This window comes from Janthinobacterium sp. GW822-FHT07H11 (genome assembly GCF_058798615.1).
The window spans coordinates 1,125,816-1,149,810 of the sequence record NZ_CM179507.1 but is presented as its reverse complement, the minus strand read 5'-3'; the positions used below and the strand labels follow the sequence as shown (position 1 = coordinate 1,149,810).

The window sequence follows — 23,995 nt, the reverse complement described above, 5'->3', positions numbered from 1 at the left end:
CGCGCCAACAATGTTGTCGGCTTACGCGTGGCCTGACGGCCGCGCTAATCCGACCTACAGCGCATACCTGACAACGTTGTCGCTCCATTCGTAGGCGGCCATTTCCAGCTCCACCAGGTCGTCCGGCGACATGGCCAGGTCGCGCAGGGTTGGCACGATCTCGCCTTCCATGTCTTCGATGCGCTCGATGCATTCGGCCAGGCGCAGCAGGTCGCCATAGAAGCCCTCGCGCGACAACAGCGCTTCGGCCACTTCGTCGATCACTTCGATCTGCTTGAGGATTTCCGACATCGGCACGCCGAACAGGGTATCCATCAGGGACATGATGCCAACCGTAAAGGCGATATCGGCCGAATGGGCGTGGTTGGGGCGCAGCTTGTGCGCCAGCAATTCGAGCAGGCGGCCGCGCGTGGTGGCCAGCATCAGCAGCGGCGTCATGCTATGGCCGCGCTTGCTTGGCTCCGCATACAGCATGATCTGCAGCCAGCGCTGCAATTGGCGGCGGCCCAGCACGGTGACGGCCTGGCTCAGCGAATCGATGCGCTGGCGCGCGCCCACGGCCGGTGTATTGACCAAGCGCAACAGGTTCAGGGCCAGCGAGACATCGCGCTTGATGGCGCGCTCGATGTCCATATTGTCGGCGTCCGAGGTGACCAATGTCATCAGTTCCATGACGGCCAGTTGCGACGGGGACAACTTCTTGCCCGTCATGATGGCCGGCTTGGCAAAATAATAGCCCTGGAAATAATCGAAGCCCAGGTCCAGGCCGGACTTGAATTCTTCGCGCGTCTCGACCTTTTCCGCCACCAGTTTCTTCTGTTCCTGCTTGAAACGCGGCGCCAGCGCAGCCAGCACCTTGGGATCGACCGTGCTCATGTCCATTTTCACATATTGCACCAGCGGCAACAGTTCCTGCACTTGCGATGTATCGGCCACCACGTTTTCCAGCGCAAACGTAAAGCCATGACCCACCAGTTCGCCTATGCGCGCGCGCAATTGCGGCGTGACTGTCATCGATTCGACGATCTCCAGCACCACCTTTTCACGCGGCAGGAAGACAAAGATGTCGCTCATGATCACGTCGGCATCCACATTCACGAAGCCGAGCGCGTCACCGATGACCTTTTCCATGCCCAGTTGCGAGGCATGGGCGATCACGGACGCCGTGGCGGACAGGTCACTCGTAATGTTGGCGGGCCCGACCGGCGCGTTGCGAAATAGCAACTCGTAGCCGAACAGGGCCTGGTTGCGGTCAAGGATAGGTTGTCGCCCCAGATAAAACTCGCGTACACGCAAGGGTTTCGGGGAAATATCGTTGCTGGAAATATCGATCATTAAATCTTCATCAATCACGTCGAGTGACACTGGCAGCGCCGCGCCCGCGTCAAGGTTCACTATTGACAATACTTTATCTGAATTTCGCCCGCGCTGTGGATATTTTGGCAGTAATAAACGGTATTGTCGTCAACAAATTAAATCGCGGGAGCTTCTTGCACCGCCCCATCGACAAATAACTTCAATTCTCCGGGGGAAAATGCCGTCCATTGCTCGTTGGTTGTCAGCGGCTGGGTGACGATCACGGCAACCCGGTCCTGGGGTGTCGTCACCTGGGAAAAGTCCACGCTCAAGTCTTCATCGGAGAGTTTAGCAGTTGGAAACGGATGTTGTCGCACCAGATAGTGCAAGCTGGTCGAGCAATGGGCAAACAAGGCCGCCCCGCTGGAAAGCATCATATTGAACGTGCCGTGGGCGGCGATGCCGGGCAACAGCTCCGCCAGGGCCGCATGCAGTTGCGGCAAGGCCGGCGGGGCATCGCCAAAGCGCGCATGCAGCTCCTGCAGCAGATAGCAGAAAGCCCGTTCGCTGTCCGTGCAGCCGACGGGACGGTAACTGCCCGTCAGCACGGGGTTGAACTCCTTCAAATCGCCATTATGGGCAAACACCCAGTAGCGGCCCCACAGTTCGCGCACGAAGGGGTGGCAGTTTTCCAGCGCTACCTGGCCTTGGGTTGCCTTGCGGATATGTGCAATGACATTGCGCGACTTGATCGGATAACGCTTGATCAGTTCGGCCACGGGCGAGGCGATGGCCGCCTGGTGGTCGACGAAATGGCGCACGCCGGCGCCCTCGAAAAAGGCGATGCCCCAGCCGTCATGGTGGGTATCGGTATGGCCGCCGCGCATGGCGAAGCCGGTAAAACTAAAGACAATGTCCGTGGGGACATTGCAATTCATTCCGAGAAGTTGGCACATGGTCTGTTTGCAGCTGGATAACGTGGCCACCATACCATGCCGGCCTGCCAATTGGTATGGTGGCGACGACCATCAGACTAGTGCAGCAGGACTGGCTGGCTCATGAGGGAATCGTAGCTGCCGAGGAATTCATCGATCTCTTCCATGCTCGGTTCACTGGCGATCAGTTCCGTGACATCGCGGCGAAAATGCTGGGCCAGCACGCCCGCGATGAAGGTTTCGCGCTTGCCGCCCTTGTCGACGATTTCATAGCCGCCAAAGCGCAAGGCTTCCAGGTCGCGGTCGACGCCGAATTCCACGACGCTATATTGTTCGCTGTTATAGATCAGGTTCATTTTGCATCCTTCGCTCAAGCAGGAGAAGCTCCTGCGGTTTCAGAACAGAGGTGGGGTTCATGCGGCGCCATTTCAAGCGGCCGCGTCCTCCCCGCGGGCTACGTTTTGTAACGAGATGCAAACAGCCGGTCAGGAAACAAGCAGATCTTGCTCAAGCGCCAGCCAGGCATCGTAGGGACTGGCGGTGAGCCAGTTGCGCAATTGTTCGATATGCGAGGCGTCGGCCAGGCTGATGAACAAACGCGCGGGAGCTTGGCGCAAGAGACGATTCAATGTTACACGCAATACGAGATTGCCGCTGCAGCACAGGCAGCCGGGCGCGATGTGCACCAGTTGCAATGGAAACGATGGGGAGGGGAAAGTGTGCTCGGCCAGGTCGGCCAGGATGGAGTTGCCATCGGCCAAGCCTTCGAGGATCACGGCGGTCGCCTGGTCCGGCAGCAGGGCCGCCGCAATGGCGGCCTCGCGCGCGCTGGCGCGTCCGCCGCTGACCAGGGTCAGCGGCGTCAGACGCCGCTGCCTTGTCGTCACAGGCTTTTCTTGGCCAGCTTGCCCGGTTCCACGCCCAATTGCTTGAGCTTGCGGTACAAATGGGTGCGTTCCAGGCCTGTTTTTTCCGCCACGCGCGTCATGCTGCCGCCTTCGCGGCCCAGGTGGTGCTCGAAATACATGCGCTCGAACGCATCGCGCGCCTCGCGCAGGGGCAAGTCGAACGACAGGTTGTAGCCATGGCCTTCCGCCACCGCGGGTACGGCGATGCCCGGGCGCACCATCAACTGCTGCGGTGCGCTGCCGCCAAAGCTGGGCACGGGATGGCTGCTTTCTTCGACGGGCGCCGGCACGGCGGGACGCGGTGCCACGCTGGGCGCGCGCACGGTTTCCTGGGCCCGCGTCAAGCCTTGCTGGACTGCCTTCAGCAGTTTTTGCAGGGCAATCGGTTTTTCCAGGAAATTCAGCGCCCCGATACGCGTCGCCTCGACGGCCGTATCGATGGTGGCATGGCCCGACATCATGATGACCGGCATGGTCAGCAAGCCGTCGCGCTGCCACTCCTTGAGCAGGGTGACGCCATCGGTATCGGGCATCCAGATGTCCAGCAATACCAGGTCTGGCGCGCCGGCGGCACGCGCTTCGCGCGCCTGCTGCGCATTTTCGGCCAGCTGGATAGCATGTCCTTCGTCGCCCAATATTTCCGAGAGCAACTCACGGATACCCATTTCATCATCCACTACGAGTATGTTTGCCATTCGTGTCTTGCCTTCCTCATTTCGCCATCGTCCGCGCACAAGAGGCACGCGGCGGACAACTATGATTTTATTAGTGTTTTAAATACTAAACCAGACTCCCCGGCCAGGAATTGCTAAACCAGGGTGTCGGGAGCTAACTTTAACAGCAAAATGACCACCGAAGCGCCATTGCTGTCGACGCGGTTCTCGATATCGATGCGCCCACCATGCTCATCGATGATTTTCTTCACCATCGCCAGGCCCAGGCCCGTGCCGCGCGCCTTCGACGTGACGTAGGGCTCGAACGCCCGCGCCAGGATCTTCGGCGCAAAGCCAGGGCCATTGTCGGTGATGGCCAGCCGCACGGCGATGTTCACGCCGCCGTCCGCACTGCGATAATGAATTGCTTCCGTCCTTACGTCAATCCGCGGATGCGGCGAGTCCGGCGGCAGGTCCGCCATGGCGTCCTGCGCGTTCTGCAGCAGGTTGTGGATGACCTGGCGCAACTGGGTCGGATCGCCCATCACCATCGGCAGGTTCGGCGCCAGCTGCGGGTGGATGATGTCGCCATCGTCGCCGCGCAGGTACAGGTTCAATATTTCTTCGATCAGCTCGTTCAAGCGCAGCGGCACCAGCACGGCCGGCGGCGTGCGCGCGTAGTCGCGGAAGTCGTCGACCATGCGCTTCATCGCGTCGACCTGCTTGACGATGGTGGTGGTGGCGCGGCTGAGCAGGTCGGCATCAGGCTGCTCCAGCTTGCCTTCCAGCTTCATCTGCAGGCGTTCGGCCGACAGCTGGATGGGCGTCAGCGGATTCTTGATTTCATGCGCGAGGCGGCGCGCCACTTCGCCCCAGGCGATCGAGCGCTGCGCGGAAATCACGTCGGAAATGTCATCGAAGACGACGATATAGCCGCTGCCCGACTCCAGCGGCAGGCGCGAGCCGCGCGCCAGCAGGGTGATGTCGTGCTCGTCGGCGCTGCTGCCCAGGCGGCGGGGAATTTCGATCTGCTGCTGCCAGTGCAGGCGCTGCAGGTTGCGGCCCGACGCCGACTGCGCGCTTTGCGCCGTGAACGCGCTGATGATGGCCGAACCGAATTCTTCCATTCCAACAATACTTGCCAGCGGCTGGCCCACCATGCTCATGCCCGCATGCTGGAGGATGCGCTCCACCGACTCGTTGCAGGTGACGAGGCGGAAATCACCGTCAAGCACCATCACGCCGGCCGACATATTGGCCAGCACGGATTCCAGGTGGGCCTTGGCGTTTTGCAAGGCGGCGCGGTTGCTTTCCACGGCCGTGCGCGCATCGAGCAGCTGGCGCGTCATGATATTGAACGATTGCGTCAGGGTTCCCAGTTCATCCTTGGTGGCGACGATGGGACGCGGCGACAGGTCGCCCTCGGCCACGGCGCGCGTGCCTTCGGCCAGCAGCAGCAGGGGCTGGGCCAGGTTGCCGGCGATCAGGAAGGCGCTGCCGATGGCGCCGAAGATGGCCAGCAGCAAGGTCAAGGTCAGGATTTCGATATACATCTTGCGCAAGCCCACGCGCGCCACGAAACGCTCCTTGTACTCGCTGTAGGCGGCGCGCAGCATCTCGCCATTCGTCGCCAGCTTGGGCGGCACCGATTGCAGCAATTGCAGGTAGCGCGGCGACACGGATGGCCCCGGCACCGCCACCAGCACGCGCAAGCGCAGGCTGGCCGCCGTATCCATCGAAGAGGCGGGCGGCGGGCGCGAGGAGCCCGGCTCCATGCTTTCGTCATGCAGCTCCAGGCCGCCTTCGGCCGAGGCATAGCCGGACGGCAAGGCCGCCTTGGCCAGCATGGCGCCCGTCGGCAGGTCGGCCGCGCTGTGCGGCCCGGCGCTGGCCAGCAGCACGCCGTCGCCGCTGACGATCATCACGTTCTGCATGCGTTCCTCGCGCAGCAGGCTGGTGAGCACTGCGGGCACCGCCGTGGGGTCCAGGCGCAACTCCTCGACGGCCTTGTGGCCCTGCTTGTCGAGTTCGACCAGGGCCGTATCGAGGGCCGCGCGGCCCAGCTCCACGCCGGAAAACAGCGCCGCCTCGATTTTCACGTTGAACCACGATTCGATCGAGTGAGAGACGAACTGCACCGACACGAAGAAGATCACCAGGCCCGGCAGGATGCCGACGGCGGCGAACAGCATCACCAGGCGCGCCATCAGCTTGGAGCCGAACTTGCCACTCTTGTAGCGCGCATACAGGCGGCCCAGCGAGATGCCGACCAGCACCAGCAACGATACGGCCACGGCCGCGTTCAGGCCCAGCAGCCAGGAATAGTAGCGGTCGAAAAAACCGGAATTGTCGGAAGCCGACGCCAGCAGGAACAGCAGGATACTGACAATGCCGCCGCCCACCACCAGCAAATAGCGCAATGCTTGGGTCACTACTCCGCCGTATACAAGAAGGTTTTTTTATTCGAAGCCAGGCGCCAGTCGCTGTTATTGAAGGCGTTGACCTGTATCGGCTTGGGCAGGTAGTCGCGGTCCATGCCCATGCGCAAGGTCACGTTATACGTCTGCCCCACTTTCAGCGCGCCGCGCGGCGCCACCAGCCAGCGGCTGGGCCGCCGGATCAGGAACAGCGCATCGTCGAGGGTGGCAAAGCTTTGCTGCAGGCCGCCCACCGACACGTGGTACTGGCGCGTCAGCACGTTGTACGACAGCTTGCTGGTCTGGCGCGCCACGATGGCTTTTTCATCGAACCAATACCAGCGTGGCCGGGTCAGTTCGATTTCCGTCGTGAAATACAGCGGCACGCCATGCTGTACGGCATCATCAAGATCATGATTGAGGTCAAAGGAATAGGTGGCGGCCAGCTTGTAGCCTTCCTCGCTCGACTCGATATACGCACGCGTGATTTCGACCACATCGGCGGCATGCGCGCGTGACGTCAGACATGCCAGCATCAGCAGCAGGGCCAGGAGTCGGAAAAGTCGTGTTGTCACAAGTGTGCCAATGTAGTCCGTAGGAAAAGTATCGACGAATCGATCAAGCCGCATTTTTTTGGAATAGCGCATAGAACAAACCGTCATGGTCCTGCTCTGCGCTGCCAGTCGGCAACAATTGACCAGGCGCCGTCAAACGGGTCGCATTATTGCGCACAGCAAATGCCGCCGCTTGAGCCTCGGATTCTTGCGGCCACAATGAACATGTCACGAACAGCAATTTACCATCGGGCCGCAGCATCTGCCACAGGTTGTCCAGAATTTTGGCGGAAAGTGTTGCAAGTTGGAACGCATCGCCCTTGCGGCGCAGCCAGCGGATATCCGGGTGGCGACGCACGATGCCCGATGCCGTGCATGGCACGTCGGCCAGGATGCGGTCGAACTGCTGGCCGTCCCACCAGGCGCTGGACTGGGCATCCTGCGCCTTCAGCGTGGCCTGCAGGCCCAGGCGCTCGAGGTTTTCCGCGATGCGCGGCAAGCGCTTGGCATCCGCATCGATGGCCGTCACCTGCACCTCGGCCAGTTCGAGGATATGGCACGTCTTGCCGCCGGGCGCCGCGCACGCATCGAGCACGCGCATGCCGTCCTGCAAGTCCAGCAGCGGCGCAGCCAGTTGCGCGCCCGCATCTTGCACGGAAACGACACCGTGCTCGAAGCCGGGGATCAGGGCCACGCCGATCGGCTTGTCCAGGCGCACGGCAAACGGTCCCACCTGGCGCGCGGCGATACCCGCTTCCGCCAGCACGGCCAGGTAGGCTTCCACCGTGCTCTTGCGGCGATTCACGCGCAGGGTCAGCGGCGGCACGGCATTGCCAGCCGTCAAAATGGCTTGCCAGTCGCGCGGATAGGCCAGGCGCAGCGAGTCGATCCACCACTGCGGATAGTTCCATTGCGCCAGCGGTTGTTGCAGGGCAGCTTCCAGCAAGGACTTGCGTTCGCGCAGGAAACGGCGCAATACGGCGTTGACCATGCCCTTGGCATGCGCCAGGTCAGGGTGCGAGGTGGCCACCGTGACAGCCTGGTCCACAACAGTGAATTCTTCGTACGGCTGCTCGCCCGGCTCGGCCGACATCAAGGACAGCGCGCAGCACAACAGCGCGGCCAGCATCGGCGGCTCCGGCGCCTTCGACGTCATCAGGCCGACCAGGGTTTCGCTGCGGCCCAGCTGGCGCATGGTACGGTAGGAAATATCCTGAATGGCGCCGCGCGCCTGCGGGCTGGCATTCGATTGCGCAAACACCTTGGCCAGCGCCTGCGGCAGGGCCGTGCCGGTGCGCACTTGCGCCACGGCATTGGCCGCGCCCAGCAGGCAAAACGCCAGCGAGTCGGCGCGCAAATCGGGCTGGAAGCCTGGCTGCAACACCGGTTTCAGGTCGGGATGGTAGCTGGGACGCAGTTTTGGCGCGGCGGCCGGGCCTGGCGCCGGCTTGGTTTTCAATTTCAGCGTTGGGCGCTTGTTCATAAATTATCCGGTGTGGCTGCGCGCGGCTGGCGGCAGGGTTGCCAATGCGCGGCCGCGCGTCATCAATAAAGGGTCGATTGTAGCGTTTGTCGCGCCCTCTGAAACAAGCGATTGCAGCGATAAGGGCAATTTGCGGCAAAAAACTGCATATATACAGGCAGAATGCCTGTCGCTGATGTTTTCATGCACCAGCATGCACATGCCATCCTGATAATAGCCTGAAATGCCCGCGCTTGCGGGGCTCGCCCGCAAGCGCGGGCGCAGGCGTATTGTTCCCGCCGGCAAACCAGTATAATTAACGCTGTCTGGGCGGCTTGAGTACTTGCCGTCCGTTTTGCTTTTTGATTCATTCTATTCATTCTTAACGCGGTTCCGCCGCCATCCTGCTCATGCTCGCCCAACAGAAACAAGAAATCATCGCCCTGTTCCAGGCCGCCCTCGCTCCCGTCCTGGCCGGCACCTCGCTGGCCCCCATCGTGGTGCTGGAGCGACCACGCGATGCAGCGCATGGCGACATCGCCTGCAACATCGCCATGCAACTGGCCAAGCAGCTGAAACAGAATCCGCGCGAACTGGCGCAAACCATCGTCACGGCCGTGCTGGCCGATCCGGCCGGCAAGGGATTGATCGAGGCGGTGGAAATCGCCGGCCCCGGCTTCATCAACGTGCGCGTGTCGAACGCTGCGAAACAGGCTGTCGTGAAAACCATCCTGGCCGAAGCCGACCGCTTCGGTCGCGGCACGGCGGGCGCCGGCAAGCAGGTCATCCTGGAATTTGTCTCGGCCAACCCGACCGGGCCGCTGCACGTGGGCCATGGCCGCCAGGCCGCGCTGGGCGACGCGCTGTCGTCGCTGTTCGACGCGCAAGGCTATCAAGTGACGCGCGAGTTCTACTATAACGACGCGGGCGTGCAGATCCAGACCCTGGCCAATTCCGTGCAGGCGCGCGCGCGCGGCTTCAAGCCCGGCGACGCCGAATGGCCGGAGTCCGCCTACAACGGCGACTACATCGCCGATATCGCCAACGACTTCAAGGCCGGCAAGACGGTGTCGGCCAGCGACGGCTTGCCCGCCACGGCCAACGGCAACGTGGACGACATCGATTCGATCCGCCCGTTCGCCGTCACCTACCTGCGCAACGAACAGGACATCGACCTGCAGGCGTTTGGCGTGAAGTTCGACAATTATTACCTGGAATCGTCGCTGTACGCGGACGGCAAGGTCAATAGCGCCGTCGAAACCTTGATCAAGGCCGGCCACACCTACGAACAGGATGGGGCGCTGTGGCTGCGCACCACCGACTACGGCGACGACAAGGACCGCGTGATGCGCAAGACGGACGGCGGCTACACGTATTTCGTGCCGGACGTCGCGTATCACCTGGTCAAATGGCAGCGCGGCTATATCCAGGCCATCAATATCCAGGGCAGCGACCACCACGGCACCATCGCGCGCGTGCGCGCCGGCCTGCAGGCGCTCGACATGGGCATCCCGCAGGGCTATCCCGACTACGTGCTGCACAAGATGGTTACCGTCATGAAGGATGGCGAAGAAGTGAAGATCTCGAAGCGCGCCGGCTCCTACGTGACCGTGCGCGACCTGATCGAATGGTCGGGCGGCGGCGACATCGCCAAGGGCCGCGACGCCGTGCGCTTCTTCCTGATTTCGCGCAAGGCCGACACGGAGTTCGTCTTCGACGTCGACGTGGCGCTGAAAACCACCGATGAAAACCCCGTGTATTACGTACAGTACGCGCATGCGCGCATCTGCCGCATCCTGGAAAACTGGGGCGGCGATGAAAGCACGCTCGCTGGCGTGGATTTATCCCCGCTGACGGCGCCGACCGAAGCGACCCTGCTGGCGACCCTGGCAGCCTACCCGGAAACGCTGGCGCGCGCGCAAAGCGAACTGGGACCGCATCAAGTGGCGTTCTACCTGCGCGACCTGGCCGCCAACCTGCACAGCTTCTACTTCGCGGAAAAAGTGCTGGTCGAAGACGAGGCCGTCAAGATGGCCCGCCTGGCATTGGTGGTCGCCGCGCGCCAGGTGCTGCGCAACGGCCTGGCACTGATCGGCGTGTCCGCGCCGAGCAAAATGTAATCGCAAAGGTCGAACCGCCCATGAATCACGCTTCCCGCTTCACTTCCGCCCGCCGCCAGCAAGGCAATACCCTGGTCGGCATCATCATCGGCCTGGTCGTCGGACTGGGCATCGCCGTGGTCGTCGCTCTGGTGATCACCAAGGGCTCGTCGCCCTTCACCGACAAGTCGGGCAAGGCCGGCAAGACGGCAGAACCGACGGCCGGCCAGATCGCCGACCCGAACAAGCCGATGTATGGCAACAAGGAAGCGGCCAAGGAAGCGGCGCGCGACTTCTCCAAGGAGCCGCGCGAAATCACCACGCCAGCGCAACCGGCCGCGCCAGCGCCGGCGCAGCAGCCCAAGGCCCCGCCGCCGGACGCGCTGCAGGAGTTGATCGGCACCCTGAAGGACAAGCCGGCGCCCAAGACGCCGGCCGCCGCGCCAGCGCCGCAGGCCAAGGCCGAAGTAAAAGCCGAGGCCAAGGCCGATGCGGCCGGCGACAAATGGATATATTATCTGCAGGCCGGCGCCTTCCATGACATGGCGGACGCCGAAAGCACGCGCGGCAAACTGGCGCTGCTCGGTTTCGAGGCGGCCATCAGCGACCGCAGCACCGATGCCGGCGTGCTGCACCGCGTGCGCATCGGGCCGTTCAACCAGGTCGACGCGATGAACCGCGCGCGCACAAAATTGTCCGAGAACGGCATCGATGTCGCCGTCGTCCGCAACCAGAAATAAGGAAGCAGCATGCGTTTTCTGAAAAAAGTCCTGTTTGCCGCCGTCCTGTGCGGCGCCGCCGCAGGCGCCTGTGCCTCGCCGGCCGATCCGAAGAACGGCGTCGAGTATGAAACCCTGCCCACGCCGCAGGCCACGGAAGCGGGAAAAAAGATCGAAGTGACGGAGTTCTTTGCCTACTATTGCCCCCATTGCAACGTGCTCGAGCCGCAATTGGCGGCCTGGGTCAAGAAACAGGGCGACAACATCGTCTTCAAGCGCGTGCACGTGTCGCGCGACGACAGCGTGGCGCCGCAGCAGCGCTTGTTCTTTACCTTGCAGGCGATGGGCCTGACGGATCAATTGCACACCAAAGTCTTCCACGCCATGCACGTCGAGCGCAACCGCCTGGGCAGCGATGAAGCCGTCTTCGATTTCGTCGCCAGGCAGGGCGTCGACCGCCAGAAGTTCATCGATACCTACCGCTCGTTTGGCATTTCCGGCCGCGTGCGCAAGGCCGACGCGATGATGCAGGGCTATAACGTCACGTTCTGGCCCATGATCGCCATCGACGGCCGCTATATCACCTCGCCATCGCAGGCGAACCAGGGCAGCAAGTCGGCGCAGAACGAAGAACAGCTGAACGCCCAGGCCCTGACCGTGATGGACGTGCTGGTCGCGAAAGCCAAAGCGGAAAAGAAATAAGCATGCCTACCTCCCTGGCGCAGCCCCGGCACGCGCGCATCGCCTGATGCACAGCGTTTTCATCACGGGGGCGTCAAGCGGACTGGGCGCCGCCCTGGCGCTGCAGTACGCGCGCCAGGGCGCCCGCCTGGGCCTGCTGGCCCGCCGCGGCGAGACGCTGCAGCAGTTGATCGCTTCCCTGCCCCACCCTGAACGCCACCGCGCCTACGCCGTCGACGTCTGCGACCACGCGGCGCTGAAACAGGCGGCCGATGACTTCCTGCGGTACGCGGGCCGCGTCGACGTCGTCATCGCCAGCGCCGGCGTGTCGTTCGGCACCCTGACGGAGCACGCGGAAGACCTGGACGCGTTCGCGCGCCTCATCGCCATCAACGTCACGGCCACGGTCGCCACCTTCGCGCCTTTCATCGCCGCCATGCAAGCCCAGGGCGACGGGCGCCTGGTGGGCATCGCCAGCGTGGCCGGCATACGCGGCCTGCCCGGCGCCGAAGCCTACAGCGCCTCGAAGGCGGCCGTCATCAGCTACTGCGAATCGCTGCGCCTGGAATTGAAACCGGCTGGCATCAAGGTCGTCACCATCACGCCCGGCTACATCGACACGCCGATGACGCGCCATAACGCCTACCGCATGCCCTTCCTGATGCCAGCCGATAAATTCGCCGCGCGCGCCGCGCGCGCCATCGCCGACGGCGACAGCTACCGCGTGATCCCGTGGCAGATGGGCGTCGTCGCCAAGCTGCTGCGCGCACTGCCCAATGCCGTGTACGACCTGGCCTTCGCGCATGCGCCGCACAAGGCCCGCAAGCCGCCCGCCGGCGGCCACTAAAGCAAACACCATGACGAAGCACTCAGACCTGAACAGCGCGGCCATCGCCGCCCATTGCGCCACCGGCGCCGCCCACGTGGCCATCGAAGTGGTCGATGAAACCGGCTCCACCAACGCCGACCTGCTGGCGCGCTGCGCCACCCTGGCCGGACCGACCCTGCGCATCGCCGGCCAGCAGACGGCGGGGCGCGGCCGCGCCGGGCGCCCGTGGCTGTCGCAGCCGGACGCGAGCCTGATGTTTTCGCTGGCCTGGCACTTCAAGGGGCCGCTGCAGCAGCTGGTCGGCCTGCCGCTGGCCGTCGGCGTGGCGCTGGCCGAAGCCCTGTCGTCGCTGGGCGCGCCGGTGCAGCTGAAATGGCCGAACGACCTGCTCAAGGATGGCAATAAGCTGGCCGGCATCCTCGTCGAGACGCAGCAAGCGCCAGGCGGCGTGTGGGCCGTGATCGGCTGCGGCATCAACCTGCTGATGCCCGATGCGCTGGAACGGCAGATCGGCCGCAGCGTCGCGGCCGTGCCATGGCTGGCGCAGATGGAGCGCAACACCCTGGTGGCGGCCCTGCTCAGCCGCCTGGCCGGCGTGCTGGCCGAATTCGACGACACGGGCCTTGCGCCGTTCACGGAACGCTGGAATGCGCTGCACGCCTGGCAGGGGCAGCACGTGCAAATCCTCGACAACGGCCAGTTGCAGCAGCAGGGCGTGGCCGCCGGCGTGGACCGCATGGGCCGCCTGCTGCTGCGCACGAACGACGGACTGATGGAAATCATGTCCGGCGACGTCTCGCTGCGCCTGGCCCGGGAGTGAGCGCATGCGACTGCTGATCGACGCCGGCAATACGCGCATCAAATGGGCGCTGGCCGCCCCCGACGGCGCGGCGGGCGCCTGGCTGGCCAGCGGCGCCGTGGCGCATGCGCAGCTCGACACGCTGCAGGCCGCCTGGTCCGGCCTGGACATTTCCGACGTGCTGCTGTCGAATGTGGCCGGCGCCGTGGTCGGCGCGCGCCTGCGGGCGCTGCTGCCCGTCGGCGTGCTGCCGCAGGCAATCGCCACCTTCGCCTCGCTGCCGTGCCTGGCCGGGGTGGAAAACCACTACCGCGATCCGGCGCAACTGGGCTGCGACCGCTTTGCCGCCGCCATCGGCGCGCACGTGCTGGCCCCGGGCCAGGCCGTCATCGTCGCCAACTGCGGCACCGCCACCACCATCGACGCCGTCACGGCCGACGGCGCCTTCCTGGGCGGGATGATATTGCCCGGGCTGGGCCTGATGGCCAGCTCGCTGGCACGCCATACGGCACAATTGCCGCAGATCGCCAGCGACGCCTTCCTGACGGCCGGCTTTGCCGACAACACGGACGACGCCATCCTCAGCGGCTGCCTGGCGGCGCAGGCGGGCGCCATCGAGCGGGCCGTGCGCATGCATGGCGCCAGCGCCTGCCTGCTCTCGGGCGGCGCCGCGCACCCGGTCGCGCAGGCATTGGCGCTGCCGGTGCCGCTGCACCTGGTGGACAATATCGTCATGATCGGCCTGCAGGCCGCCGCGCGGGCGGCACAGGACCGGGGAGAACAGCCATGCTGAAATTCGTCTTCTGGCTGCTGGCCGGTGTCAACGTGCTGGTGCTGGCCATCGGCCAGGGCTACCTGGGCAATTTTCGCAGCGAGACGCGCGAACCGGGACGCCTGAAAAACCAGCTGCACGCCGACAAGCTCACCTTGCTGACGCAGGAACAGGCCACCGCGCCGGCGCCGGCGCCGGCCGCAGCGCCAGCGCCCGCACCGGCGGAAGCGGCACCACAAAACTATGCCTGCACGGAAGTGGGCAATTTCGTCCTGGCTGACGCGCGCCGTTTCGAAACGCAGGTCGGCGCGCTGGACCTGGGCGACCGCCAGTCGCGCCGCAACGTGGCCGGGCAGGAAATCTCCAGTTATATGGTGTACATTCCGCCACAGGGCAGCAAGGAAGGCGCCGACCGCAAGGCCGGCGAATTGAAGCAGCTGGGCGTGACGAACTACTTCGTCATGAATGAATCGAGCCCGCTGCGCTGGGGCATATCACTGGGCGTGTTCAAGTCCGAAAGCGGCGCGCAAAGCCAGCTGGCATCGCTCAACAAACAGGGCGTGCACAGCGCGCGCATCGGCCCGCGCTACAGCTCCAGCAAGCAACTGGCCTACCAGTTCCGCGACCTCGACGCCGCCACGCGCGCGCGCCTGGAAAAGATCAAGGCGCAGTTCCCCGACCAGGAACTACGCAGCTGCAAATAAGCGCCCGCTCAAACCTGCTGCGCGCCGGCCAGGGCAAGCCTTGAGGCTCACCGCCGCGGGCGCCGCCCCCTTCCGCTCGCCACGGTGTTATGCGGTGCGCTATCGCTGGATCACGATGGGCTTGATGCCCGTCGACTCAGGCAAGCTGGCCGCCGCCCGGGCCGCATCGGCGCGGCTGGAAAACGGCCCGCCATACAGGCGGAACAGGTTCCCGGCCTGCACCACGCCCAGGCTGCCCAATGCCGCCGCATACGGCGCCAGGCGCGTGCGCCCCGTTTCCGCATTGTCGGCGCGCGAATAGGCGCCCAGCTGCAGGTAGAAGCCGCTGGCCAGCGCCGCTGGCGCGGGAGCGGCCACCGTCGCATCGACGGGCAGCATCTGCGTCGTCACTTCCGGCTGCACCACGGCGCCCGTCTCCACCGGCGTGTCGATGGAGATGGCCATCACGGAAGGCGTCAGCGGCGCCGGTTTCGGTGCCGCGCGCGCGGCCAGGATGGCATCGATATCGGCCGGCAGCAGGCGCTCGACCACCACCTGGTGGCTGCCCTTGCCCAGGAAGCCCAGCTTCAGCGCCGCCGTGTACGACACGTCGATCACGCGCGTGGCATGAAATGGCCCGCGGTCATTGATGCGCACGATCACCTGCTCGCCGCTGTCGATGCTCGTCACGCGCGCATACGACGGAATCGGCAGGGTCGGATGGGCCGCCGTCATCTTGTACATATCGTAGATCTCGCCCGACGAGGTGCGCTGGCCATGGAATTTCTTGCCATACCAGGTGCCCGTGCCCTTCTGCGTAAACGGCTCGTTGTCGGTCATCGGCGTGTATGTCTTGCCGAAGACGACGTAGGGACGGTTCGAGCGCGTGGAATACGGTTCGTTGCGCACTTCCGCATCGGGCACGTCGCGCAGATTGGGCGGCGGATTGTCGCCCGGACCATCATCCTTGTAATAGCCGCCCCGCCCGGAACCGGCCGCCGGCAGCGCCGGCAAGGTAGGGTCCTGGCGCACGGGCACCTTGACCTTGCCGCCCGAAGGCAGCGGCACATTATTCGATGCCGGCTTTTGCGGCGCCGTGCCGCAGGCGGCCAGGGTCAGCAAAGTGGCCGCGCTCAGTGCGCGCATGGCGAAGGTGTCGAATGGCGCGCGCATCAGGTCTGCACCAGCTTGCGGTGGCGCTGAATGCTCATCAGGATGCCGGAGGCCACGCCCAGGGTCAGCAGCGCGGTGCCGCCATAACTAAGGAAGGGCAAGGGAACGCCGACCACCGGCACGATGCCGCTGACCATGCCCATGTTTACAAAGGCGTAAGTAAAGAAAATCATTGTTATCGCTCCTGCCAGCAGGCGAGTGAAAAAACTGGGGGCGTTGGCGGCAATCATCAGCCCCCGTCCCACCAGCAGCAAATACATCAGCATCAGGATCAGATTGCCGACCAGCCCGAATTCCTCGGAATATACGGCAAAAATAAAATCGGTCGTGCGTTCCGGTACGAATTCCAGGTGGGCCTGGGTGCCATGCGTCCAGCCCTTGCCCGTCATGCCGCCGGAGCCGATGGCGATGATGGACTGGATGATGTGGAAGCCCTTGCCCAGCGGGTCCTTGGTGGGGTCGATCAGCATCATCACGCGGTCGCGCTGGTAGTCGTGCAGGTGCGACCAGACGATCGGCAGGCAGGCGAGCACGGTCAGCAGCAGGCCAGCGAGCACCTTCCACGACAGGCCGGCCAGGAAAATCACGGTAAAGCCGGCCGCCACCACCAGCAGTGCCGTGCCCAGGTCGGGCTGGCGCGCGATCAGGTAGACCGGCACCAGCAGCAGCACGGCTGCCACGGCGAACGATTTCCAGCGCAGCGAGCCCGCATTATGCTGGAAGAACCAGGCCAGCATCAGCGGCGTGGCGATCTTCAGGAATTCCGAGGGCTGGATATCGATCACGCCGATGTGCAGCCAGCGCCGCGCACCGAGCTTGATGGTGCCGAACAGGGCCACGGCCACCAGCAGCAGCACCGAGACCGTGTACGCGGGCACGGCGATGCGCATCATCATCTGCGGCGTGACATTGGCGGCCACCCACATCACGAAAAAGCACAGCATGATGTTGCGCAGGTGGTCTTCGATCTTGCCCGGTATGCCGATGCTGGCCGAATACAGGGTCAGCAGGCTGGTACACAGCAGCATCAGGATGATGAGCATGAGCGGCAGATCGAACACCGCCAGGTAGGGCTTGGCGCGCCGCCACAGCGAGCGCCTTTCGTTAATGGACATGCGTTTCCTTATTGCCTGGCAGGCGCCGGGGCAGCCTGCTCGTCTGTGATTTCTTCCAGGGTGCGCACCTCGTCGACGTCTTCCTTGGGCACCTTGGTGGTGTCCTTTTCCTTGTCGCTCGGGCGCTTGCCCAGCAAGTAATAATCGAGCGCCTTGCGCGCGATCGGCGCGGCCACGCCAGCGCCGAAACCTGCGTTTTCCACCACGATGGCCATCGCGATGCGCGGCTGTTCGGCCGGTGCGAAGGCGGTAAACAGGGCATTGTCGCGCAGGCGCTCGGCCAGCAGCTTGGCGTTGTACTTCTCGTTTTTCTTGATGCCCACCACCTGCGCCGTCCCCGTCTTGCCGCCCACCGTGTACTGCACGCCGGCAAAGATGCGCGCAGCCGTGCCGCCCGCTTCGCTGGTCACGCCGACCATGGCGCGCTTGATGGTATCGATGTTTTCCTGCTTGAGCGGAATGCGGTAGCTTTCCTTCGGCACCGTCAAGGTGCGCGCGCGCGTGCTGGCGTCTTCGATGATCTTCACCAGGTGCGGCTTCATCACCACGCCATTGTTGGCCAGGGTGGCCGTGGCGTGGGCGATCTGCAGCGGCGTATAGGAATTGTAGCCCGAGCCGTTGCTGACCGAAATCGTGTCGCCGCCCACCCATTTTTTCTGCTGTGGCGTCTTGAAGCGGTTGCGCTTCCATTCCGTCGACGGCAGCACGCCCGTCTTCTCGTTATTCAGGTCGATACCGGTCAGCTGGCCAAAGCCGAACGGCTTCATGAAGTCGTGGATGGCATCGATGCCCATGTCGCGGCCCAGCTGGTAATAATAGGTGTTGCACGACACGACGATGGACTTGTGCATGTCGACCGTGCCATGGCCGCCCACCTTGTCGTCGCGGAAGGTGTGCCCGCCGAGGATGAAGAAGCCGGGATCGGAAATCGACTGGCTCGGCGTGCGCTTGCCCAGTTCCAGCGCGGCCAGGGCCATGAATGGCTTGAAGGTCGAACCGGGTGCGTAGGTGCCCGACAATGGCCGGTTGACCATCGGGCGGTCCAGCGAGGTATTGAGTTCGTTCCAGCTTTGCTGGTCGATACCGTCGACGAACAGGTTCGGGTCGTAGCCGGGCTTGGAGACATACGCAAGGATGTCGCCGGTGGCCGGGTCGATGGCCACGGCCGCGCCGCGCCATTCGCCAAATGCCTCTTCCATCACCTTCTGCAGTTCGATGTCGATCGACAGGACCAGGTTGTTGCCGGGGATGGCGGCAGTGCGCGACAGGGTGCGCATGGCGCGCCCGCCCGCCGACACTTCCACCTCTTCGTAACCGGCAGTGCCGTGCAGCTGCTTCTCGTAGCTTTTTTCCAGGCCTTCCTTGCCGATATGGTCGGTGCCGTTGTAGTTGGAAGCATCGTCGCCCTCTTCCAGCGCCTTCGCTTCGCTGCGGTTGATGCGGCCGATGAAGCCCACCACGTGCGAGGCCACTTCGCCCATCGGATACTGGCGGAACAAACGTGCCTGCACTTCCACGCCCGGAAAGCGGAAACGCTGCGCCGTGAAGCGCGCCACTTCCTCGTCCGTCAGGCGCGTGCGCAGCGGCACGCTGACGAAGTTTTTTGACTCTTCCAGCAGCTTCTTGAAGCGGCGGCGGTCCTTGATGTCGATCTGCACCAGGGTGGACAGCTCGTCGATGACCGAGTCCAGGCTGGCACTGAGCTTGGAAGGCGTGATCTCCAGCGTGAATGCCGAATAGTTGCGCGCCAGGACCACGCCATTGCGGTCGAGGATCAGCCCGCGCGTGGGCACGATGGGCACCAGCGCGATGCGATTGTCCTCGGCCTTGGTCGCATAATCCTCATGCTTGATCACCTGCAGCCAGATAAAGCGCGCCAGCAGCAAGGAAAAACAGACGAAGACGAGCGCGCCCAGTATCGTCAGGCGCAGCCGGAAGAGATGCAGTTCGCGCTCGGTGTTCTTAAGTTCAGTCATTGCTCGGTCAGGTCAAATCGGCCGGTTATGGTCGCGGTCAACGGCGCGGCGCTGCGGTGCCAGCAAGATCCAGGTCACGATGGGCCACAGGCCCACGGCGATGAAGCTCTCGATGAAATTGAGCCAGCCGGGAAAACGGCCGGAGACGATCAGGCGCGTGAGCATTTGCAACCCCTGCGTCAGCAGCAGCAGCGGCAGCACGTGCAGCGCCTGCGTCATGATGGGGAACCACAGCACGCGGCGATGCATCATGATGGCGAAGTACGACAGCAAGGTGTAGGCCAGCGCATTCTCGCCCAGCAGGGTCGAGTCGTGCACGTCCATCATCAGGCCCATGAAGAAGGCCACGCCGATGCCGACCTTGCGCGGCTGGTGGATGCCCCAGAAGACCAGCACCAGCGCGACGAAGTCGGGCACGCCGACGAAGTGCCCCCACGGCAGCAGGTTCAATAAAAACGCGCACAGCAGGGAAAAGCCGATGAACAGGGGGCTGACCGGCAGCAGGATGTAATGCGGGCGATTCATCGCGTCGCCTCCTTCGCCGGTGCGGCGGCCGGTGCCGGCGCTGCCGGTTTCGGTGCCGGCGTGGCAGGCGGCTTCACCGCTGGCGTGGCCGCGGCGTTGGCCGCCGGGGTAGCGGCTGCAGGGTCCTTGATCGGCGCCATCTTGCCGGCGATCTTGCGGCCCGTCTTGATTTCTTCGGCGGGAGGGCGCGGCGGTATGTCGGGTGATGTCATCAGGATCAGCAGCTGGGTATTGCGCTCGATGCCGGCCAGCGGCTGGCACACGACGCGGCCGAACGGACCGTGCGCATTGCGTTCAACCAGCGTCACGCGTGCCACGGCCAGGCCGGCCGGATACAGGCCGTCAAGGCCGGAAGTGATGACGATATCGCCGATCTGGATATCGGCCGTCGGTTCCGTGAAGCGCAACTCCATGGTACCGGACTTGCCACGGCCATAAGCGACGCTGCGTACGCCGTTGCGCAGCAGCTGCACGGGAATCGCCTGTTCTTCATCGGTCAGCAAGGTCACTTCGGAGGTGAACGGGAACACGCGCGTGACTTGCCCCACCACGCCCAGATTGTCGATCACGGGGCGGCCCAGTTCGACGCCGTTCTGGATACCACGGTCGAGCACGATCTTGCGCGTGGCCGAATCGCGCGTGTCGTACAGCACCTCGGCCATCATGGTCTTGACGGGAACGCGTTCGCGCGCCTCCATCAGCTTGCGCAAATGGTTGTTTTCCACGATATTGAGCTGCGCCTGCTGCAGGATCTGCGAGGCGGCGATCTGTTCATGCTTCAAGTCGCGCACCTGTTTTTCCAGGGCGGACAGCGAAGAAAAGTAATTGCCGACGCCCAGCGCCACGTCGCGTGGCACCAGGGCCGCCATCTGCACCGGATACAGCACGGTGCCGACCGCCTGGCGCACGGCCGTCAGCGCGTGCATGCGCGAATCGACCAGCAGCAGGGCGATAGAAATGCCGGCGAACACCATCATCTTGACGCGGGCAGAGGCGCCTTGTTTGAAAAGTGGCGGAGGACTGTATTCCATGACATCCAATAATCAGGCGCAGTGCGCCAACGTACAGGCCCCGAGCAAACGTCGGGGCCAAAACCAAAAAAAGGCCGGAAAATAAATTCCGGCCCTTCTGTCAGATTATTCGTAGGAGAAGATCGAGCCGAGCTTGTCCATACGTTCCAGTGCCATCCCGGAACCGCGCACCACGCAGGTGAGCGGGTCCTCGGCTACCAGCACCGGCAGGCCGGTTTCCTCCATCAGCAGGCGGTCCAGGTCGCGCAGCAGTGCGCCGCCACCCGTCAGCATCATGCCTTTTTCGGCGATGTCCGCACCCAGTTCCGGCGGCGTCTGTTCCAGCGCGTTCTTCACGGCCGAGACGATGTTGTTCAGCGGATCGGTCAGCGCTTCGAGAATCTCGTTGCTGGAAATGGTGAACGAACGGGGAATGCCTTCGGACAGGTTGCGGCCCTTGACTTCCATTTCCTTCACTTCCGAACCGGGGAAAGCCGAACCGATGGCCTTCTTGATCGCTTCGGCCGTCTGTTCGCCGATCAGCATGCCGTAGTTGCGGCGGATGTAGTTGACGATGGCTTCATCGAACTTGTCGCCGCCGACGCGCACGGAGCCCTTGTAGACCATGCCGCCGAGCGAGATGATGCCCACTTCGGTGGTGCCGCCGCCAATATCGACCACCATCGAGCCGGTCGCTTCGGACACGGGCAAGCCCGCGCCGATGGCCGCTGCCATCGGTTCCTCGATCAGGTACACCTGCGAGGCGCCGGCACCAAGCGCCGATTCGCGGATCGCGCGGCGCTCGACCTGGGTCGAACCGCAAGGCACGCAAATGATGATGCGTGGCGATGGACGGAAGAATTTCGAATCGTGCACCATGCGGATGAATTGCTTGAGCATCTGCTCGGTCACGGTAAAGTCGGCGATCACGCCATCTTTCATCGGACGAATCGCTTCGATGTTGCCCGGCACCTTGCCCAGCATCTGCTTGGCTTCCTTGCCGACTGCCTGAATGGTCTTCTTGCCATTCGGACCGCCTTCCTGGCGGATTGCGACGACGGATGGCTCGTCCAGGACGATACCCAGGCCGCGTACATAGATAAGGGTGTTGGCCGTGCCCAAGTCAATGGCCAGATCGGTGGAGATATACCTGCGTAAAAAACCAAACATGAGTGTCCTGTAGCGCATCGAGCTGCGCAAAAGCTGTTTATGGGGAGTTTCAAAGCGGGCGCTTTCAGGCACCCTAAAAATCCGTGGAGGCGATTTTTCCGGGTTTCGCTTGGCGCTTGCGCAATCTTTTCTATGCTGCGGCAGCGGTCCATCAGCGCCGGCAACGCATTAACCCGCCATTCTACCTTATAATTTGAATGCGATTTGCCCAAAAACCATGGAAAAGTGCGACTCTTGCAGCCGCAAGTTACGCGGCATTCCTCGGCTTTTGTGAGCAAAAGAGCAGTAAATACCCGCGTTTTATCAAAACGCCAACTTAATACTATTTGCGCGGCACTCCGCGCCATTCGCCATGTCCCTGACACTATCCGACGTAAAACGCATCGCCCACCTGGCACAACTTGAAATGGCCGACGAGCAGGCAGTCACGTCGCTCGATCAATTGAACAAGATTTTTGCATTGGCGGAGCAAATGCAAGCCGTCAATACCGATGGCGTCGCACCGCTGAGCCATCCGCTCGCCGCCCACATGGACAATATCGCCTTGCGCCTGCGCGAAGATGCCGCCACGGAAACGAATCGCCGCGACGACTACCAGGCCGTGGCGCCAAAAGTCCAGGATGGCTTGTACCTCGTACCCAAGGTTATCGAATAAACACGCCGTTGCGCCGTTCCCGCCTTCTTGCCGAATATCAAAATAGAAACGCCATGCATACAAAATCCATCAAACAGCTGTCCACGCTTTTGCAGAACAAGGAAATTTCCGCCGTTGCACTGGCGACGCATTTTCTCGACCGCATCGAAGCGGACGGCTCAAACGCCTTTTTGCACGTCGACCGCGCGCTGACCCTGGCGCAAGCGGCGCAAGCCGACGCGCGCATCGCCGCCGGCACGGCCACGCCGTTGACGGGCGTGCCGATCGCCCACAAGGACTTGTTCGTCACCCGCGGCTGGCGCACGACGGCCGGCTCGAAAATGCTGGCCAACTATGCCAGCCCGTTTGACGCCACCGTGGTGGAAAAATTCCAGGCCGCCGGCATGGTCACCCTGGGCAAGGTCAATTGCGACGAATTCGCCATGGGTTCCGGCAACGAGAACTCGGCCTTCGGCGCCGTGCAAAACCCGTGGGACAAAAACGCCGTGCCAGGCGGCTCGTCCGGCGGCTCGGCCGCCGCCGTCGCCGCCGGCCTCACGCCAGCGGCCACCGGCACCGACACGGGCGGCTCGATCCGCCAGCCGGCCGCCTTTTGCGGCATTACCGGCATCAAGCCGACCTATGGCCGCGTCTCGCGCTTCGGCATGATCGCCTTTGCCTCCTCGCTGGACCAGGGCGGCCCGATGGCCCGCTCGGCCGAAGACTGCGCCCTGCTCTTGAGTGCCATGGCCGGCTTCGACGAACGCGACTCGACCAGCCTGTCGCCGGAACAGGGCGGCGTGGCGGAAGATTTTTCACGTGAACTGGGCCAGCCGTTGACGGGCCTGCGCATCGGCGTGCCGCGCGAATACTTCGGCGAGGGCCTGGCCAAGGACGTGGAAGCGGCCGTGCGCGGCGCGCTGGCGCAGTATGAAAAGCTGGGTGCCACCCTGGTCGACATCTCGCTGCCGAACACTGCGCTGTCGATTCCCGCCTACTACATGATCGCGCCGGCCGAAGCGTCGTCGAACCTGTCGCGCTACGACGGCGTGCGCTATGGCCACCGCGCCGCCGACTACAAGGACTTGCAGGACATGTACAAGAAGTCGCGCGCGCAGGGCTTCGGCCCGGAAGTGCAGCGCCGCATCATGGTCGGCACCTATGTGCTGTGCCACGGCTACTATGACGCCTACTACCTGAAGGCGCAAAAGATCCGCCGCCTGATCGCGCAGGACTTCGAAGCCGTCCTGAATGGCCCCGACGCCGTCTGCGACGTCATCATGGGACCGGTCGCGCCGACCGTCGCCTGGGACCTGGGCGACAAGACGGACGACCCGGTGGCGAACTACCTGGCCGACATCTACACCCTGTCGACCAGCCTGGCCGGCCTGCCCGGCATGTCGATTCCTTGCGGCTTCGGCGCAGGAGACAAGAATGGCAAGCGCCCGGTCGGCCTGCAAATCATCGGCAATTATTTTGGCGAAGCCAAGCTGCTGAACGTCGCCCACCAGTACCAGCTGGTGACGGACTGGCATACGCGTGCTCCAGGCAACGCAACTGCCGGCATCTAAGAAAAAATTCGCGC

23 protein-coding genes are annotated in these 23,995 nt (G+C 63.6%); 9 read left to right on the top strand and 14 right to left on the bottom strand.

The window, feature by feature from the left end; translation table 11 throughout:
* Nucleotides 1-54: 54 nt before the first annotated feature.
* The 8 genes from AC3RCJ_RS05135 to rsmB form a co-directional block, all read right to left on the bottom strand.
* Nucleotides 55-1,335, bottom strand: a complete 1,281-nt coding sequence (locus tag AC3RCJ_RS05135; protein WP_492959875.1) for an EAL and HDOD domain-containing protein — start codon at nt 1,333-1,335, stop codon at nt 55-57.
* A 137-nt stretch (nt 1,336-1,472) separates the two neighbouring features.
* Nucleotides 1,473-2,252, bottom strand: coding sequence for a class II glutamine amidotransferase (locus tag AC3RCJ_RS05130; RefSeq protein ID WP_492959876.1), 780 nt, complete (start codon nt 2,250-2,252; stop codon nt 1,473-1,475).
* A 77-nt stretch (nt 2,253-2,329) separates the two neighbouring features.
* On the bottom strand, nt 2,330-2,587 hold the full coding sequence (locus tag AC3RCJ_RS05125; protein WP_492959878.1) for a BTH_I0359 family protein: 258 nt from the start codon (nt 2,585-2,587) through the stop codon (nt 2,330-2,332).
* 129 nt (nt 2,588-2,716) lie between these two features.
* Nucleotides 2,717-3,118: a GTPase gene (locus AC3RCJ_RS05120; protein WP_492959880.1), complete on the bottom strand. Its 402-nt coding sequence runs from the start codon at nt 3,116-3,118 to the stop codon at nt 2,717-2,719.
* Entirely contained in the window at nt 3,115-3,834 is a 720-nt protein-coding gene (locus AC3RCJ_RS05115) for a response regulator (RefSeq protein ID WP_492959882.1), read from the bottom strand. The genes AC3RCJ_RS05120 and AC3RCJ_RS05115 overlap by 4 nt, the downstream gene beginning before the upstream one ends.
* Before the next feature lie 113 nt (nt 3,835-3,947).
* Complete coding sequence (locus AC3RCJ_RS05110) at nt 3,948-6,224, bottom strand: sensor histidine kinase (RefSeq protein WP_492959884.1); 2,277 nt, start codon at nt 6,222-6,224, stop codon at nt 3,948-3,950.
* Entirely contained in the window at nt 6,224-6,784 is a 561-nt protein-coding gene (locus AC3RCJ_RS05105; RefSeq protein ID WP_492959886.1) for a DUF4390 domain-containing protein, read from the bottom strand. The genes AC3RCJ_RS05110 and AC3RCJ_RS05105 overlap by 1 nt, the downstream gene beginning before the upstream one ends.
* A gap of 43 nt (nt 6,785-6,827) precedes the next feature.
* A complete protein-coding gene (rsmB, locus tag AC3RCJ_RS05100) occupies nt 6,828-8,246 on the bottom strand; it encodes a 16S rRNA (cytosine(967)-C(5))-methyltransferase RsmB (protein WP_492959888.1) in 1,419 nt (472 codons plus the stop codon).
* 389 nt (nt 8,247-8,635) lie between these two features.
* Between rsmB and argS the strand changes: the two genes are divergently transcribed.
* The 7 genes from argS to AC3RCJ_RS05065 are packed head-to-tail and all read left to right on the top strand — an operon-like array spanning nt 8,636 to nt 14,828.
* On the top strand, nt 8,636-10,345 hold the full coding sequence (gene argS, locus AC3RCJ_RS05095) for an arginine--tRNA ligase (protein ID WP_492959890.1): 1,710 nt from the start codon (nt 8,636-8,638) through the stop codon (nt 10,343-10,345).
* Nucleotides 10,346-10,365: 20 nt separating this feature from the next.
* Nucleotides 10,366-11,064, top strand: coding sequence for an SPOR domain-containing protein (locus AC3RCJ_RS05090; RefSeq protein WP_492959892.1), 699 nt, complete (start codon nt 10,366-10,368; stop codon nt 11,062-11,064).
* Between the two features lie 9 nt (nt 11,065-11,073).
* On the top strand, nt 11,074-11,745 hold the full coding sequence (locus tag AC3RCJ_RS05085; protein ID WP_492959894.1) for a thiol:disulfide interchange protein DsbA/DsbL: 672 nt from the start codon (nt 11,074-11,076) through the stop codon (nt 11,743-11,745).
* Between the two features lie 46 nt (nt 11,746-11,791).
* A complete protein-coding gene (locus AC3RCJ_RS05080) occupies nt 11,792-12,571 on the top strand; it encodes an SDR family oxidoreductase (protein ID WP_492959896.1) in 780 nt (259 codons plus the stop codon).
* A gap of 10 nt (nt 12,572-12,581) precedes the next feature.
* Nucleotides 12,582-13,373, top strand: a complete 792-nt coding sequence (locus AC3RCJ_RS05075) for a biotin--[acetyl-CoA-carboxylase] ligase (RefSeq protein ID WP_492959898.1) — start codon at nt 12,582-12,584, stop codon at nt 13,371-13,373.
* A 4-nt stretch (nt 13,374-13,377) separates the two neighbouring features.
* Complete coding sequence (locus AC3RCJ_RS05070) at nt 13,378-14,145, top strand: type III pantothenate kinase (protein WP_492959900.1); 768 nt, start codon at nt 13,378-13,380, stop codon at nt 14,143-14,145.
* Nucleotides 14,139-14,828, top strand: coding sequence for an SPOR domain-containing protein (locus AC3RCJ_RS05065; protein WP_492959902.1), 690 nt, complete (start codon nt 14,139-14,141; stop codon nt 14,826-14,828). Before AC3RCJ_RS05070 ends, AC3RCJ_RS05065 begins: the two co-directional genes overlap by 7 nt.
* 99 nt (nt 14,829-14,927) lie before the next feature.
* Here AC3RCJ_RS05065 and AC3RCJ_RS05060 read toward each other — a convergent pair whose 3' ends face one another.
* From AC3RCJ_RS05060 to AC3RCJ_RS05035, 6 genes are all read right to left on the bottom strand, one after another.
* A complete protein-coding gene (locus tag AC3RCJ_RS05060) occupies nt 14,928-15,980 on the bottom strand; it encodes a septal ring lytic transglycosylase RlpA family protein (RefSeq protein ID WP_492959904.1) in 1,053 nt (350 codons plus the stop codon).
* Nucleotides 15,980-17,095, bottom strand: a complete 1,116-nt coding sequence (rodA, locus tag AC3RCJ_RS05055; protein WP_492959906.1) for a rod shape-determining protein RodA — start codon at nt 17,093-17,095, stop codon at nt 15,980-15,982. The genes AC3RCJ_RS05060 and rodA overlap by 1 nt, the downstream gene beginning before the upstream one ends.
* An 8-nt stretch (nt 17,096-17,103) precedes the next feature.
* Nucleotides 17,104-19,071, bottom strand: coding sequence for a penicillin-binding protein 2 (mrdA, locus tag AC3RCJ_RS05050; RefSeq protein WP_492959908.1), 1,968 nt, complete (start codon nt 19,069-19,071; stop codon nt 17,104-17,106).
* A 12-nt stretch (nt 19,072-19,083) separates the two neighbouring features.
* Nucleotides 19,084-19,596, bottom strand: a complete 513-nt coding sequence (gene mreD / locus AC3RCJ_RS05045) for a rod shape-determining protein MreD (RefSeq protein WP_492959910.1) — start codon at nt 19,594-19,596, stop codon at nt 19,084-19,086.
* On the bottom strand, nt 19,593-20,627 hold the full coding sequence (gene mreC / locus AC3RCJ_RS05040) for a rod shape-determining protein MreC (protein ID WP_492959912.1): 1,035 nt from the start codon (nt 20,625-20,627) through the stop codon (nt 19,593-19,595). The genes mreD and mreC overlap by 4 nt, the downstream gene beginning before the upstream one ends.
* A 105-nt stretch (nt 20,628-20,732) precedes the next feature.
* On the bottom strand, nt 20,733-21,776 hold the full coding sequence (locus AC3RCJ_RS05035; RefSeq protein WP_010393186.1) for a rod shape-determining protein: 1,044 nt from the start codon (nt 21,774-21,776) through the stop codon (nt 20,733-20,735).
* Between the two features lie 352 nt (nt 21,777-22,128).
* Here AC3RCJ_RS05035 and gatC point away from each other — a divergent pair, with 352 nt between their 5' ends.
* Nucleotides 22,129-22,431 (top strand): Asp-tRNA(Asn)/Glu-tRNA(Gln) amidotransferase subunit GatC, encoded by a 303-nt coding sequence (gene gatC, locus AC3RCJ_RS05030; protein ID WP_492959915.1) that lies wholly within the window; start codon nt 22,129-22,131, stop codon nt 22,429-22,431.
* Between the two features lie 53 nt (nt 22,432-22,484).
* A complete protein-coding gene (gene gatA / locus AC3RCJ_RS05025; protein WP_492959916.1) occupies nt 22,485-23,981 on the top strand; it encodes an Asp-tRNA(Asn)/Glu-tRNA(Gln) amidotransferase subunit GatA in 1,497 nt (498 codons plus the stop codon).
* Nucleotides 23,982-23,995: the final 14 nt, after the last annotated feature.

Excerpts from the sequence above, each read along its gene's own strand:
- rsmB (WP_492959888.1), bottom strand. The coding sequence starts at position 8,246 with ATGAACAAGCGCCCAACGCTGAAATTGAAAACCAAGCCGGCGCCAGGC.
- gatC (WP_492959915.1), top strand. The coding sequence starts at position 22,129 with ATGTCCCTGACACTATCCGACGTAAAACGCATCGCCCACCTGGCACAA.
- AC3RCJ_RS05125 (WP_492959878.1), bottom strand. The coding sequence starts at position 2,587 with ATGAACCTGATCTATAACAGCGAACAATATAGCGTCGTGGAATTCGGC.
- AC3RCJ_RS05085 (WP_492959894.1), top strand. The coding sequence starts at position 11,074 with ATGCGTTTTCTGAAAAAAGTCCTGTTTGCCGCCGTCCTGTGCGGCGCC.
- AC3RCJ_RS05090 (WP_492959892.1), top strand. The coding sequence starts at position 10,366 with ATGAATCACGCTTCCCGCTTCACTTCCGCCCGCCGCCAGCAAGGCAAT.
- AC3RCJ_RS05060 (WP_492959904.1), bottom strand. The coding sequence starts at position 15,980 with ATGCGCGCGCCATTCGACACCTTCGCCATGCGCGCACTGAGCGCGGCC.
- AC3RCJ_RS05075 (WP_492959898.1), top strand. The coding sequence starts at position 12,582 with ATGACGAAGCACTCAGACCTGAACAGCGCGGCCATCGCCGCCCATTGC.
- mreC (WP_492959912.1), bottom strand. The coding sequence starts at position 20,627 with ATGGAATACAGTCCTCCGCCACTTTTCAAACAAGGCGCCTCTGCCCGC.
- AC3RCJ_RS05035 (WP_010393186.1), bottom strand. The coding sequence starts at position 21,776 with ATGTTTGGTTTTTTACGCAGGTATATCTCCACCGATCTGGCCATTGAC.
- mreD (WP_492959910.1), bottom strand. The coding sequence starts at position 19,596 with ATGAATCGCCCGCATTACATCCTGCTGCCGGTCAGCCCCCTGTTCATC.
- argS (WP_492959890.1), top strand. The coding sequence starts at position 8,636 with ATGCTCGCCCAACAGAAACAAGAAATCATCGCCCTGTTCCAGGCCGCC.
- AC3RCJ_RS05135 (WP_492959875.1), bottom strand. The coding sequence starts at position 1,335 with ATGATCGATATTTCCAGCAACGATATTTCCCCGAAACCCTTGCGTGTA.
- mrdA (WP_492959908.1), bottom strand. The coding sequence starts at position 19,071 with ATGACTGAACTTAAGAACACCGAGCGCGAACTGCATCTCTTCCGGCTG.
- gatA (WP_492959916.1), top strand. The coding sequence starts at position 22,485 with ATGCATACAAAATCCATCAAACAGCTGTCCACGCTTTTGCAGAACAAG.
- rodA (WP_492959906.1), bottom strand. The coding sequence starts at position 17,095 with ATGTCCATTAACGAAAGGCGCTCGCTGTGGCGGCGCGCCAAGCCCTAC.
- AC3RCJ_RS05130 (WP_492959876.1), bottom strand. The coding sequence starts at position 2,252 with ATGTGCCAACTTCTCGGAATGAATTGCAATGTCCCCACGGACATTGTC.
- AC3RCJ_RS05065 (WP_492959902.1), top strand. The coding sequence starts at position 14,139 with ATGCTGAAATTCGTCTTCTGGCTGCTGGCCGGTGTCAACGTGCTGGTG.
- AC3RCJ_RS05115 (WP_492959882.1), bottom strand. The coding sequence starts at position 3,834 with ATGGCAAACATACTCGTAGTGGATGATGAAATGGGTATCCGTGAGTTG.
- AC3RCJ_RS05070 (WP_492959900.1), top strand. The coding sequence starts at position 13,378 with ATGCGACTGCTGATCGACGCCGGCAATACGCGCATCAAATGGGCGCTG.
- AC3RCJ_RS05080 (WP_492959896.1), top strand. The coding sequence starts at position 11,792 with ATGCACAGCGTTTTCATCACGGGGGCGTCAAGCGGACTGGGCGCCGCC.